Source organism: Cobetia amphilecti (assembly GCF_032923285.1).
GTDB classification, from domain to species: Bacteria; Pseudomonadota; Gammaproteobacteria; order Pseudomonadales; family Halomonadaceae; genus Cobetia; species Cobetia amphilecti.
In genome coordinates this window covers 83,318-96,579 of record NZ_CP136695.1, presented here as the reverse complement: position 1 = coordinate 96,579, position 13,262 = coordinate 83,318, and the positions used below count along the sequence as shown (strand labels likewise).

The following is a 13,262-nucleotide window of genomic DNA, read 5'->3' as shown; positions in this document are numbered from 1 at the left end:
AGCGCTGATATCGAACGCCGGGCTCTGGCCCGGCGTTCGTGTCTTGCCGGTCGCAGACTCATTTCACGACAGGAAGGTAACATGACGTCTTCTTCACAAGGCCCCGCGACGGATACCCCCTCGGCCGGCAGTGAGCCGATGCGCTCGCCGCTGCGCTGGCTGTGGCTGTCGCTGGTGATCGTGGTGCTGGACCTGGCCACCAAGTGGCTGGCCAGCAGTTCGCTGGTCTATGGTCAGGCCAACGAAGTGCTGCCGATCTTCAATCTGACGCTGCTCCACAACACCGGCGCGGCGTTCAGTTTTCTGGCTGGCCATGATGGCTGGCAGCGCTGGTTGTTTGCGGGCATCGCGGTGGTGGCAGCCATCGGCCTGAGCATCTGGCTTGCGCGCCTCAAGCGTCACGAGACCTTCACCGCGCTGGGCATCGCGCTGGTGCTGGGGGGCGCGCTTGGCAATCTCTATGATCGTGTCGTGCATGGCTACGTGGTGGACTTCCTGTCCTTCCACTGGGGCAATGCCTTCTTCCCGGCCTTCAACGTGGCGGACGTCGCCATCAGCCTGGGAGCCGTGGCACTGATTCTTGAATCTTTCCGTGGCCGCTCCGAATGAGCGCCACAAGCGAGGTCAGCATGAGCGAGCATCGTATCGCCGATAACATGGAGGTCAGCCTCCATTTCCGTCTGCGTCTGGAAGACGGCACCGAGGTGGACTCCACCTTCGACAAGACACCGGCCACCTTCCAGGTGGGTGACGGCAATCTGCCGCCGGGCTTCGAGCGTTCGATCATGGGCATGGCGGCGGGCGAGACCGGCAGCTTCACGATCACGCCGGAGCATGCCTTCGGTCATCACAATCCGCAGAACGTCCAGACCGTGGCGCGCAAGAGCTTCGATGAAGAGATCGAGGTCGGCATGGTGATGTCCTTCGCCGAGCCGTCGGGTTCGGAGCTGCCGGGCATCATCCGCGAGATCGACGAGCGTGACGTCAAGGTCGACTTCAATCACCCGCTGGCCGGGCGTACCCTGACCTTCGAGGTCGAGGTACTGTCAGTCGCCCCCGCGACCACGCACTGAGTCTTCTTTCCAGAGGTGCGCTCCCCGTGAGCGTACCTCGCCATCAAGCGGAGCCTGTCATGCAGATCAAGCTGGCCAACCCGCGCGGTTTCTGCGCCGGAGTGGATCGCGCCATCGATATCGTCAACGGGGCGCTCGACGTGTTCGGGCCGCCGATCTACGTGCGTCACGAGGTGGTGCACAACCGTTTCGTGGTCGACTCCCTCAAGGAGCGCGGCGCCATCTTCGTCGAGGAACTGCACGAAGTGCCGGATGACGTCATCGTCATCTTCTCGGCGCACGGTGTCTCGCGTGCCGTGCAGGAAGAGGCCGAGCGTCGCAACCTCAAGGTCTTCGATGCCACCTGTCCGCTGGTGACCAAGGTGCACATGGAAGTCCTGCGCTATGCGCGCAAGGGCCAGGATTGCGTGCTGATCGGTCATGAGGGCCACCCGGAGGTCGAGGGCACCATGGGCCGCTATGACACTTCCAAGGGTGGCACCATCCATCTGGTGGAAGACGAGTCCGATGTGGCGCGTCTGGAGGTCAAGGACCCGGAGCAGCTGGCCTTCGTCACCCAGACCACGCTCTCGATGGATGACACGGCGCGGGTGATCGACGCGCTGCGCGAACGCTTCCCGGCGATTCAGGGCCCGCGCAAGGATGACATCTGCTACGCGACCCAGAATCGCCAGGACGCCGTGCGCATGCTGGCGGAAGCCTGCGATGTGGTGCTGGTGGTCGGCAGTCCCAACAGTTCCAACTCCAATCGCCTGCGCGAACTGGCCGAGCGCATGCAGACCCCCGCCTGGTTGATCGATGATGCGCAGCAGATCGAGGCCAGCTGGCTCGAGGGTATCGGCAGCATCGGTATCACCGCCGGGGCCAGTGCCCCCGAAGTGCTGGTGCAGGGCGTGATCGATCGTCTGATGGCGCTGGGAGCCTCGGCGCCCGAGGAGCTCGAGGGCCAGGAGGAAAACATCGTCTTCTCGATGCCCAAGGAGCTCAAGGAGCGCTTGATCGCCTCGGATCAGATCCGCGAGCTGTAACGCCTTGTAAGTTTCTGCCAGTGAAGAAGCCGCGACCCTGTCGCGGCTTTTTTGTGCGCGCCATTCGCATTTTGCCATTCAATTCAGCAGTTTCTTGTATAAGAAACGGCATTCTTGAGCACGATCGTTGATCAAAATGGTGCGTATTGAAAAAAAATGTAATGCGCAGTTACCAAAATGATACATAATAGAGGTATGGTTCGTACTCTGGAGAATTCCCCATGCCACGACTGTTCTCGGTCACCGGTGTCAGCAGTGCAGGTGCACGCCGCAAGCCGAGACCGGGGCGCGGGGCAGCTGGCAGGCGTTGGTCTCAGGGCTTCACCCTGATCGAGATGATGATGGTGGTCGCGATCATCGGCATTCTGGCGGCGGTCGCCATTCCCTCCTATCTCGGTTATGTGGAGCGCAGCTGGCGCTCGCATGCCCAGCAGGCACTGGGGCAGCAGGCCAGACAGCTGCATGGCTTCTACTACCAGAATTTTTCCGAGGCGCCCGTGGGGGATGATGACCAGCCGACGGATGGCGTCAGCCGTATAGAGGACGGCGGTGGCAATCTTCGCTACCTGATCACGTATCGCAGTCTGTCTGCCTCGGCCTTCGTCCTGCAGGCGACGCCTCAAGGGGCACAAATCAATGATGACTGCGGCGTGCTGTGGATGGACCAGGACATGAATACCGGTGCCGAAGGAGGAGGTCGGTGCTGGTGATGGTGGGCCCCCAGAAGACAGACTCGAGTCCGGCATGGCCGGTCGACCCTCAGCGGCAAGGAGAAGTATCTCTCATGCGCCAATCCCGTGGTTTCACCCTGATCGAGCTGGTCGTGACAGTGGCGATCATTGCCATCATCGCGACCTGGGCGGTGCCGGCCTGGCAAGGCCTGGTGCAGCGCTCTCAGGTGGAGTCCGATGTGCGTGCCCTGACCCATGCGCTCGGCATGGCGCGCAGCACCGCCACCACGCGCGGTGTGGATGTGAGTGTCTGTCCCTATGCGCCGAGCGTTGCCACCCCCAATCCCACGACCTGTGACGATGACTGGGCGAATGGCTGGGTCGTCTATGTCGGGAATGCTTCCAACTTCACCCTCGACGACCGCCTGTGGATCCATCAGGACAGCAATGCGGTTGCCCAGTCGGGGGGCGCTTCCAGGATCACGTACAACGATCGCGGCACGCTGACGAGTGGCAACAGTACGCTGGTGTTCTGTGCGGCATCCGATGCTACCTCTGTGGTAGTGGCGCCTTCAGGCCGTGTACGCCTTGAATCAGGAGGGGACTGCTCATGACAGCATCGTTGATGACCACATCCCTCAAGCAAGCCCTGCAGCCGCGAGCGCTGAGGAAGACATTGCTGTCTCGCCTGCAGCGGCGGCGTTCCGCTCGGCATTCACAGCGCGGCGTCGGCCTGATCGAGGCGCTGGTCGCGGTCATGCTGCTGGGGGGTTCCCTGCTGGGGCTGGGGTTGTTGCAAGTTCAGACGCTTCAACATCAGCGGGTCAGTTACAGCAATACCGTGGCACAACTGCTGTCGCTGGACATGGCTGAGCGTATCCGCGCCAACCTTGAGGCCATCGATCAATATGATGATGCCGATACCACCAATGCACCCGCGGATGGATGCAGCTCGGACTGCGTGCCCGCAGAGCTGGCGGACCAGGACATCATTGATTGGCGTGACGCCATCATCGGATCCACGCTGACCAGCGGCGTCGGCAGCGTGGACGTCGACGAGCGTGTTGTCGGCGGCGCCGGTATCGGCGTTCACGATGTCAGTGTCCAGGTGCAGTGGAGTGACCCCATCAGCGGGGGAGTTGACCAGCAGACCTATCGTTTCGAGGTAGAGCCATGAATCGCTGTTCCCCTGCATCGGTCCGCCGACGCTTCGCCCCCGCCGCCACCCGCCCTCATGGCATGAAACGCCAGGCGGGTGTGGGGCTTGTCGAGCTGATGATCAGCCTGGTGCTGGGGCTGTTGATCACGGCGATGGCCGTGCAGATGTTCTCGACCTCACGCAGCACCGTGAGCACCCAGGAGGCGCTTTCCTATCTGCAGGAATCGGCCCGTTACGTGTCCTTCCGGCTCCAGCCACTGATGCGCAATGTGGGCTACGCAGGCTGTGCCAATAGCCGCGATATCACCAATGCCAGCTCGGTGGATGCCTCCCATGACCTCACGGCGCCTTTCGGTGGTCAGCAGCGTACCCAGCGGGGCCTCAGCTATTTCAATCTGACGTTCGTCGCTGCCAGCAAGGACGGCGATGAAACCACGCTGACCAGCAGCATGACGTCGCTGGGCGGCCCGCTGTCCGTGCGCAACGGCAGCGAAGATGCCTTCGTGACCAACGAGTATGCGCTGGTCAGTGATTGCAGCAGCACCGATGTCTTCAGGGTGTCGGGCACCACCCAGGGCAATGTGGAAACCAATGACACCCTGTCACGTTCCTACGGCAGCTCTCAGTCCTCGAACGCCTATCTCTACCCGGTGCAGGCCTGGGAGCTGCGGCTGGATGACCAGGCTGACGATTCTTCGGTGCGTTCACTGTATATCGACCGTATCGATGCCGCTTTCGCACGCGAAGAACTGGCCTCCGGCGTACAGGGCTTCGATGTCAGCTTCAGTCTGGATACCACCGGCAATGGCAGTGTCGACCGCGTCAAGGTGCCGGCCGCCACGGTGCGCAGCGAAGGCCGTTGGGATGAGGTGCGCCGTATCGAGATCGCACTCACGCTCGAGAGCCTGCCGGGAGTGGTGCCGGGCGGGGATAACGATGGGCGTTTGACGCGAACCTTCAATCTCACGTTCACACCGCGCAATCTGCAACTGAGGGGCAGCTGATGAATACATCGTCTTCAACGTCCAGAGTCTGCGCGGTCACCCGGGGGCCGGCACGTCAGCAAGGCATCGCCTTGCTGATCGTGTTGATCATGCTGGTCGTGATCGGCCTGCTGGCCGTGACCGGGGTCGAGGACAGTCAGCTGCAGACACGCATGGCCGTCAACAGCCGCAACTTCGAGCAGTCCTATTACAACGCGGAAACCAGCCTGAGCATCGGTGAGCGTGCGCTGCAGGAAAGCCTGGAGGATGGCACCTGGAGCCTGGACAGCTTCGATGACTCGGCCGGCCTGATGCTGGCACTGCCCGAGGATGCACCGCCGATCAACCCGCTCTCGGAAGCGGATTGGCAAGCCAGCGGTATCCAGACGCTGGACAGTGATACCGGTGCGGTCATCGGAGCCTATGTGATCGAGTATCTGGGCAAGGTCGGCGAGCCGCCGCTGAATGCCAGCAACGAAGTGAATGCGGTGGGCACGCGCCTGGATGCCTTCCGTATCAACGCGATGGGCACGGGGGGCGGCAATGGTGCCTCCTGGACAGTAGTGCAAAGCGAGATGGAACTGGGCCCTTACTTCTGAGAGGAGCATGAATATGCGTTATCTGCTGAGTGGTGCCTTGTGCCTTGTCGCCTTGCCCTGTCTGGCGGCCCCCGGGGAAATCGCCCGCGCCCCGGTCACGGAAGCGACCGGGGTTCAGCCCAATATCCTGTTCATTCTGGATGATTCGGGCAGCATGGCCTGGGAGGATACTCTCAACAAGGGGGTGGAACACTGGGGGTATCAGCCGGCTTCCTCGCTGATGGGTTACACCGGGGTGTATTCCAATAGCAGGACCGGGATAGAGAACAACCACGATGCCGATGATCGTATCGTTTACTCTTCGGACCTTGGCGGGGCGGTCGGGGCCTGCATGGGCTTCAATGTCATGGCCTACAACCCAGCGCTGACCTACACCCCGTGGGCGGGGGCAGACCGACTGGGAATCGCCTATCAAAACATGAGCCTGTCGAATGTCCGTGAGGATCCTTACGAGCCCACCAGCTCGGCCAGGATGAAGGATGATGTCTACTACGTTCGCTGGGACGACAATGGCGACGGGGACTATGACTATGGTGAATGCGGCGTCTATAGCAACAATTCGGGGCGCTTGTATCTAGACGAAGATCATGTCGTTGAAGTGGAAGACCTGTCCGCGGCTCAGCAAGTCAACTTCGCCAACTGGTTTACCTACTATCGCGACCGTATGCTGGTTGCCAAATCCGCCATGGCCGGTGTGATCAACGCCAACGAGTCCCGGGTGGGGCTGCGCACCATCCAGGGCCGCAACAATCGCAACGTTGCGGACATGACGGATGTCGATGAGCGTGAAGACCTGCTGGAGGAGCTGTTTACCGCCTATCCCTCCGGTGGCACCCCTCTGCGTACCGCGCTCAAGAATGCCGGTGAGTATTACTCCAGCACTGGTCGCTCGGCTCCCATCCTGAGTGCGGATGAGGGCGGCATGTGCCAGCAGAACTATTCCATCATGATGACCGATGGCTACTGGAATGGCTCCAGCCCCAGTGTCGGCAACGTCGACGGTGGCAGCGGCGACTTCATCAGTGCCAGTCACCGTGACAGCTATTCCAATACGCTTGGCGATGTCGCGATGAAATATTATCGCGAGGACCTGCGGACTGACTTGATCGACAGCGTGCCTACCATACCGGGAGTGGACGAAAACTCTGCTCAGCACATGGTGACCTACACCGTCGCTTTCGGTGTGGATGGCTCGCTGTCCGAGAACCCTGCTGATCTCGAGTCTGCCTTCACCTGGCCGCAGCCTTCCGCCAATGCCAATACCACCATCGATGATCTGCGTCATGCGGCCTGGAACGGACGTGGTGAATATCTCAGCGCCGCCAATCCGCAGGCATTGATTGATGCGCTGAACAATATCGCGCAGTCCATCGCAGGGCGCGCGGCCAGCACCGGTAGCCTGGACATCAGCAGTGGTGGGCAGACCAGCGGCGCTTATGTGATTCAGACCATCTATGACCCCGCCGATTGGTCGGGCGATGTCGTTGCACGCAAGATCGGCACCAATGGCGCCTTGAGCGCCACCTCGGACTGGTCCGTCGCGGAGTGGTTGCGTGACGATGATAGCCGTAGCTCCAGCCGCAAGGTGATCACCTACAACCCGGGGATCTCCGAAGTGGATGAGAAGGCGTTCTTCTTCAATATCGAGGAGGCCGGATCACTGGAGGCCGAACAGGTACTGGACCTCGTGGGCTTCCTCGATGAGACCCTGCTGTCAGAAACGCTGTTGGCAACGCTGCGGAGAACCGTCCGGGATGATGACGACGACGACGACGACGACGACGACGACGACGATGACGATGACGATGATGATGATGATGATGATGATGATGATGGCATTCTTGGCGGAGTCGGCTCAGTGGTCGGAGGCGTCACCAGTGGCGTGACTCAGCTGACGGGACGCGTCCTGGATACTACCGGTACCTTCCTGAAGCTGGATGGCGCTGATCTTGGCGTCAGAACGTCGGATCTCGAGAATCTGATCGGCTACCTCAAGGGTGACGATGCCTACGAAGGCACCTTGTTCCGCGAGCGTGACGACAACTATCTCGGGGATATCGTGCATGCCTCGCCGGCGATCGTCGGGCCTCCTTCGGCCAGCTATCGCAATGACATGGAAGTGTCTTCGTACCGCTCCTTCAAGACGCTGTATGAGGACCGCCAGAACATGATCTACATCGGTGCCAACGACGGCATGCTGCACGCCATCGACATGGAGACCGGTGAAGAGAAGTTCGCCTACATGCCGTATGCCGCCTTCAGCATCGAGAGCGGGCGCGGTATTCGCCAGCTCGCTGATCAGAACTATGTGCACCAGTACTATGTCGATGCCACTCCGGTCGCGCGTGACGTGCATGTCCAGTTGGGGGATGAGGATGCGCCCGGTTGGCACTCGGTCCTGCTGGGTGGGCTGGGCGCTGGTGGCAAGGCGGTCTACATGCTGGATATCACCGATCCTGAAGGCTTCGAATCATTGGGTGAATCCGACGGCACCTCGCCGGCCGAGATCGTGCAGTGGGAATTCACGCACGAGGACCTCGGCTATACCTTCAGCGATATTCAGGTAGCGCGTCTGGATGACGGCAAGTGGTATGCCATCTTCGGCAATGGCTACAACGCCGACAGCGATGGGCGTGCCAAGTTGTTCATCGTGGACCTGGAAGACCCCGACAACTATGCGCTGCTGGATTCTCAACAGGGTAGCAATGCCGGTGGGACGTGCACCTCTGGCAGCAGTGACTGCAATGGCATGTCGAGTCCTGAGCTGGCCGACGTCGATGCCGATGGCATCACCGACTGGGTCTATGCCGGCGATCTGCATGGCAATGTCTGGGTGTTCGACATGCGCGAGTTCTCGCTGAGCACCATCGGCAGCAGCGAAATGTCGCGTCTGTTCCAGTCATGTGCCGTTGCCTTGAACAGCACGTCATCGACCTGTCCGGCAGCTTCCCGACAGCCCATCACATCGCGGGTAGCCGTGGCACGCAGTGGTGTCTTCAACAGCACCGTCGATACGCCGTACCTGAATGTGTACTGGGGCACCGGGCAATTGCTGACGCTGCAGGATGCGGTCGATACCTCGACGCAATCCTTCTACAGCGTGCTGCATACCGGGTCCTCGACTCGCCGTCATCATGGCCAGCTGGAAAAGCAGAGCTTCTCCAATATCAGCGGCGTGAGTGACGCGCGGACGGTCACGGGGGTAGGCGTCGATTATTCCAATCAGAACAACAATGGTATGCAGTATGGCTGGTACCTGGAGCTACCGGACTCCGGTGAGCGTCTGGTGACCATCCCGGCTGTCCGTGGTGATCTGATTGTCTTCAATACCACCATCCCGGGCTCCAATGGCCCCTGTACTGGCGGTGCCAGTGGTTGGCTGAATGCGCTCAGCTTGCGCAACGGCCTGCAGCCGGTACGCAGTTACAACAATGTGCAGCAGGTCTTTGATTACAACGATGATGGCGAGGTCAACGCGAGCGACAACGTCAACAATCAGGTCATACTCTCGATCAAGACAGAAGGCGAGCCCACCTCACCGAAATTCCTGGGTGATACCCAGTATGTCGGTCAGGGTGGCACCAATCAGGTGGTCGAAATGGCCATGGACTTCGGGATCGATGGGCTGGAAGGCCGTAGTGCCTGGTATCAGCTGCGCTAGGAGAGAGACCATGAAGACATCACGACTCAAGCTGACTGGTAGTGGACTGATGCTGGCGGCGGGCTTGCTCTTCACGAGCTGGAGCTCCCAGGCCCTGGCGGAAGATACTCCGATTCCGCTGGTCATGGAGCAGAGCGTCACCGGCGTCATCGACGAGCGAGAGGGAGATCAGCTGCTCGTCGACGACATGGGGTTCGTGCTTCAGCCGGATAGCCGGATACTCAATCGCAATGGGCGCGAGCTGAAGGCCTTCCACCTTACGCCGGGGCAGGAGGTCGAGGTGCGCTTCGACCCACGTGGTGAGCCGAAGCAGGTCATCGACATCACGCTGCTGCGTCGGGGGCGCTGATGATCAGGCGAACAGGGGGGCTCGGGCACAAGGCGGCTTCGGTCTGCTGGAGCTCATGATTGCCGTGGCCATCATCGGCATTCTGGCGGCGATCGCCTATCCCAGCTATCAGGATCAGGTGGAGCGTTCACGTCGCACCGACGCCACCACCGCCTTGCTGGCGCTGGCCCAGACCCAGGAGCGCATCATGGCAACCTGCGGTGAATATGCGACGGCCAGCGTGACAGCGGCGACCAGCTGTGGAGATGCGCTTGGAGGCGGTGGCGGTGGTATCGGGCTGGGCCAGGCAGATGCCGTCAGCGAGGAAGGCTTCTACAACCTGGCCGTCGCAGGGGATGCAGACAGCTATACCCTGACTGCCACTGCTACCGGCAGTCAGGCCAATGATGAGGACTGCGCCACCTTTACGCTCACGGAGCTGGGAGTGAAGGGAGCGGCAGTTCTTGAGGACTCGGAAGACACCGATAGCAGTGATTGTTGGTAGGCACTGACAGCCGACATTGCATGGCAAGCGCCTGAAGCCTCGATCTACGATGATCGGGGCTTTTTTTGTTTGGTAGGCGAGGCCCAGTCGAGAAATATGGAATAACGGTGATTATGGGGAGTTTTCGGAATGATGGGTAATCTTGTGTAACATAATGATTCCATCTGTGGTTCATAGGCGTTAAATTGCCCAATTTCACGCCCTGCAGGGTGCTTTGGCCTGCGTGGCTTTCAGGGGTAAGACGATGCAGCTTTTTCCTGCACTTCGGCATGGATGTCAGCAGGGCCGCCAGCAAGGCTTCACGTTGATTGAGCTGATGATCACGCTGGCCATTCTCGTGATCACGATCACGATTGCCGTTCCCGCCTGGCAGGGGGTGGTCGCGCGCAACGCCGTCACCGGCACGGCCGAGACGCTCGTGACTTCCATCAACTATGCGCGTAGCGAGGCAGTGGCCAGCGGCAACGACATCACGCTCTGCCCCCTGAATGCGCAGGGTGACGCCTGCATGAATTCCACCAGCTGGAGCAATGGCTGGGCGGTGGTGCAGGGCAGTCAGGCCGAGGCACGGGCGTCGCTGGGCGATGACCTGTTGCGTGTGTTTGATGCCGCCATCACCGTGCAGGCGGGTGTTGCCGGCGTGACTTTCGATGATCAGGGCGCGACCTCTGATTCCACCTGGTTGTTGGTCTGCGATCAGTCGGGCGGGCAGGGCCATCGCCAGCTTGAGTTGACTCCCATCGGACGAGTAGTGACGGAGACTTATGGCAGCGATGACCAGAGTTGCTGAGCTTGGCATGCCCCGCGCAAGCGGTAGCCAGCAAGGTACCAGCCTGCTGGAGGCGTTGATCGCTCTGCTGTTGATGGGGCTGACATTGCTGGGGTTCGGGCTCATGCAGATGGAAAGTCTGCAGGCCAACAACGAGAGTTACGCGCGTACCGAAGCCCGTATTCTCCTGGTCAGCATGGCAGAGCGCATTCAGGCCAATCCCGATGGCGTGGATGACTACGATGAGCTTTCCACTGCGGGGGCAGGAGATCCGGGCGGTTGTCCCTGCAGTGTTGCCGAGCTGGCGGCCCGTGATGTGGCGGTGTGGGCGGACAGGCTTGAGGACAGCAGTCTGAATGCGCCGGTCGGGTCCATCGCCAGCAGCGGCAGTGACCTTCTCACCCTGACCCTCGGCTGGAGCGGTGCCGCGCAGCTCGGGCAGAACGAAGACAGCATGGACGCCGATGCTCAGGCATTGAGCGAGACCCTACAGATACGAGTGGTACCCTGATGTCGTCGAAAGCCTCCCTCCCGCTGCGAGCCTTCGCGTCGCGCTCGCCTCGGGCGCCGCGCTCGATTCCCTCACGGCGTGCCCAGCAGGGCGTCGGCCTGGTCGAATTGATGCTGGCGCTGGTGCTGGGACTGTTCATTTCCGCCATGGCACTGGAATACTTTCTGGCCTCGCGCTCTACCCTCAACACCACGTCTGCCGTGTCCTACCTGCAGGAGTCTGCGCGCCATGTCACGCGTCGCCTGCAGCCATTGGTGCGCAATGCCGGCTTTTCCGGCTGTGCGTCGGTGAGCAGTGTCAGTGATGGTACCGGCAGCCATGCGCTGTCCGATTCTCCTCTGACGGCCGAGTCCGACACGGTGGCGGGGATCACCTACGACCGTCTGGCCTTGCAGGTACCGGCGCTGGGAGCGCAGCGCGGTTGGCAGCTCGGGGCGAGCGTCGCCCAGGGCGATACCTCGCTGACCCTGGAGGACTACACCTCCGGCACGCTGGAGACGGATAGCGTCGTGCTGATCAGCGACTGTGAGAGCGGCGATATCGCACGCCTCTCGGGCGATGGCAACAACTCGCTCGATCTGTCGAGCGCCGTCGAGCACGGCTATGGCGGCACCATACAGACCCAGGCATATGTCTATCCGCTGCAGCGTTGGTACCTGTTGCTGTCACAGGCCGATGACGACTCCCCCGTTAGGCTCTGCCTGAACGGCGAGGATGTCGATGGCGATCCGGCGGCAGGCTGTGGCGAAGAAGTGGCGCGATATGTCGAAGCGCTGGACCTGACCTTCGATACGGCCTCCGGCAGCGGTAGCGCGAGTCGCTTTGCCGTGGAGCGCAGCGTGGCGGAAGTGGAAGCCGCGAACGACTGGAGCAGCGTCAGACGGATCCACATCAGCCTGATCCTCAAGACGCCCCCGACGATCAACGTCGAGGGAGAGGGGGACGGTGAGTTGCAACGCACCTTCGATATCACCCTGAGCCCGAGGAATATCGGTCTATGAACCAGGCAAGTTCTTCCAGGCCGCCACGCCAGCAAGGCATGGCATTGCTGGTCGTGCTGATCATGCTGATCGTGGTGGGCGTGATGGCGGTGACAGGCAATGAAGATACCCAGTTGCAGACCCGCATGTTGATGAATACCCAGTTCTACGACAACGCCTACGCGGAGGCCGAGAGCCTTCAGCAACAGGCGGAGAGTCGTCTGCTCGAGGGGGAGCTGACCCTGGATGATTTCGGTGGGGACGGCTTCTATGACGTCACGGCGGGGGAGGACCTGGACTTCGATCCTCTGCAGGCAGACGCCTGGGAGGGGGAAGGTGTCTTGAGTGGTGATGCGGCTGACAACGGCAACTATGTCATCGAGTATCTCGGAGAGACGACGGAAGGCGTTCTGAATGACGATAACCTGAGCAGCAGTCAGTTGTTGAATGCCTTCCGCATCACGGCCGCCGGTTGGAGTCTTGAGAGCGCAGGTGACCCTGATAGCAAGAAGCGTGCACTGGCAGTGGTGCAAAGCGAAATCATGATGGCCGATTGAAGGGAATCTATCGATGAAATCGAAGCACTCACCCCGCTGCAGCGGCTTGCGTCGTATTCACCTGCCGGTCTTGCTGTCAGGTGGACTGCTGGTCTCCTTGCCCGTGCTGGCAGACAGCGACACACTACTTCAGTTGCCCACCACCCAGAGTGTCGGCGTCACTCCCAACGTCCTGCTGGTGCTGGATGATTCGGGCTCGATGTCTTTTGAAGACACTTTTGAGGGTGGGGATTCTGTTCAGAAATATGACCTGGTCTATGCCGAACAGAAAGAGTGTGAGTGGGTACAGAGGTGGTGGGGAAAACAAAAGAAATGTGATACTGTTTTCAAGCCTCTTGACTTGGATAGAAAGTATTTCTGCTACACACAAAATACTCAAGCATATAACCCTCATCAGACTTATCTTCCTTGGAAAAAGGGGGATGGGGATGAACGCTA

Annotated in this window: 15 protein-coding genes; all 15 read left to right on the top strand. The window is 60.6% G+C overall.

What is annotated here, in order from left to right; genetic code table 11:
• Window positions 1-81: 81 nt before the first annotated feature.
• The 15 genes from lspA (at window position 82) to R1T44_RS00365 (ending at window position 12,824) form a co-directional block, all read left to right on the top strand.
• Entirely contained in the window at window positions 82-609 is a 528-nt protein-coding gene (gene lspA / locus R1T44_RS00435) for a signal peptidase II (RefSeq protein WP_054556926.1), read from the top strand.
• Between the two features lie 20 nt (window positions 610-629).
• Window positions 630-1,073 (top strand): FKBP-type peptidyl-prolyl cis-trans isomerase, encoded by a 444-nt coding sequence (fkpB, locus tag R1T44_RS00430; RefSeq protein ID WP_317292369.1) that lies wholly within the window; start codon window positions 630-632, stop codon window positions 1,071-1,073.
• 59 nt (window positions 1,074-1,132) lie between these two features.
• Window positions 1,133-2,101 carry a 4-hydroxy-3-methylbut-2-enyl diphosphate reductase gene (gene ispH, locus R1T44_RS00425; protein ID WP_052384823.1) on the top strand — a complete coding sequence of 323 codons (969 nt, stop codon included), beginning with the start codon at window positions 1,133-1,135 and terminating at the stop codon, window positions 2,099-2,101.
• 221 nt (window positions 2,102-2,322) lie between these two features.
• Entirely contained in the window at window positions 2,323-2,811 is a 489-nt protein-coding gene (locus R1T44_RS00420) for a type IV pilin protein (RefSeq protein ID WP_317292368.1), read from the top strand.
• A 74-nt stretch (window positions 2,812-2,885) separates the two neighbouring features.
• Window positions 2,886-3,386 (top strand): GspH/FimT family pseudopilin, encoded by a 501-nt coding sequence (locus R1T44_RS00415; RefSeq protein WP_052384821.1) that lies wholly within the window; start codon window positions 2,886-2,888, stop codon window positions 3,384-3,386.
• A complete protein-coding gene (pilV, locus tag R1T44_RS00410; RefSeq protein ID WP_317292367.1) occupies window positions 3,383-3,949 on the top strand; it encodes a type IV pilus modification protein PilV in 567 nt (188 codons plus the stop codon). Before R1T44_RS00415 ends, pilV begins: the two co-directional genes overlap by 4 nt.
• Window positions 3,946-4,935 carry a prepilin-type N-terminal cleavage/methylation domain-containing protein gene (locus R1T44_RS00405; RefSeq protein WP_317292366.1) on the top strand — a complete coding sequence of 330 codons (990 nt, stop codon included), beginning with the start codon at window positions 3,946-3,948 and terminating at the stop codon, window positions 4,933-4,935. Before pilV ends, R1T44_RS00405 begins: the two co-directional genes overlap by 4 nt.
• A complete protein-coding gene (locus tag R1T44_RS00400) occupies window positions 4,935-5,513 on the top strand; it encodes a pilus assembly PilX family protein (protein ID WP_131432819.1) in 579 nt (192 codons plus the stop codon). Before R1T44_RS00405 ends, R1T44_RS00400 begins: the two co-directional genes overlap by 1 nt.
• A gap of 13 nt (window positions 5,514-5,526) precedes the next feature.
• Window positions 5,527-9,174 (top strand): pilus assembly protein, encoded by a 3,648-nt coding sequence (locus R1T44_RS00395; protein WP_317292365.1) that lies wholly within the window; start codon window positions 5,527-5,529, stop codon window positions 9,172-9,174.
• 10 nt (window positions 9,175-9,184) lie between these two features.
• Window positions 9,185-9,523 (top strand): hypothetical protein, encoded by a 339-nt coding sequence (locus R1T44_RS00390; protein ID WP_216060011.1) that lies wholly within the window; start codon window positions 9,185-9,187, stop codon window positions 9,521-9,523.
• Window positions 9,524-9,578: 55 nt separating this feature from the next.
• Entirely contained in the window at window positions 9,579-10,007 is a 429-nt protein-coding gene (locus tag R1T44_RS00385) for a type IV pilin protein (RefSeq protein WP_054556933.1), read from the top strand.
• Window positions 10,008-10,251: 244 nt separating this feature from the next.
• The gene (locus R1T44_RS00380) at window positions 10,252-10,797 is read left to right on the top strand and encodes a GspH/FimT family pseudopilin (RefSeq protein WP_317292363.1); all 546 of its coding nucleotides are present in this window, start codon (window positions 10,252-10,254) and stop codon (window positions 10,795-10,797) included.
• A gap of 7 nt (window positions 10,798-10,804) precedes the next feature.
• Window positions 10,805-11,287, top strand: a complete 483-nt coding sequence (locus tag R1T44_RS00375) for a hypothetical protein (protein WP_317292362.1) — start codon at window positions 10,805-10,807, stop codon at window positions 11,285-11,287.
• Window positions 11,287-12,288: a PilW family protein gene (locus R1T44_RS00370; protein ID WP_317292361.1), complete on the top strand. Its 1,002-nt coding sequence runs from the start codon at window positions 11,287-11,289 to the stop codon at window positions 12,286-12,288. The genes R1T44_RS00375 and R1T44_RS00370 overlap by 1 nt, the downstream gene beginning before the upstream one ends.
• Entirely contained in the window at window positions 12,285-12,824 is a 540-nt protein-coding gene (locus tag R1T44_RS00365) for a pilus assembly PilX family protein (protein ID WP_225347385.1), read from the top strand. The genes R1T44_RS00370 and R1T44_RS00365 overlap by 4 nt, the downstream gene beginning before the upstream one ends.
• The last annotated feature ends 438 nt before the right edge of the window (window positions 12,825-13,262 follow it).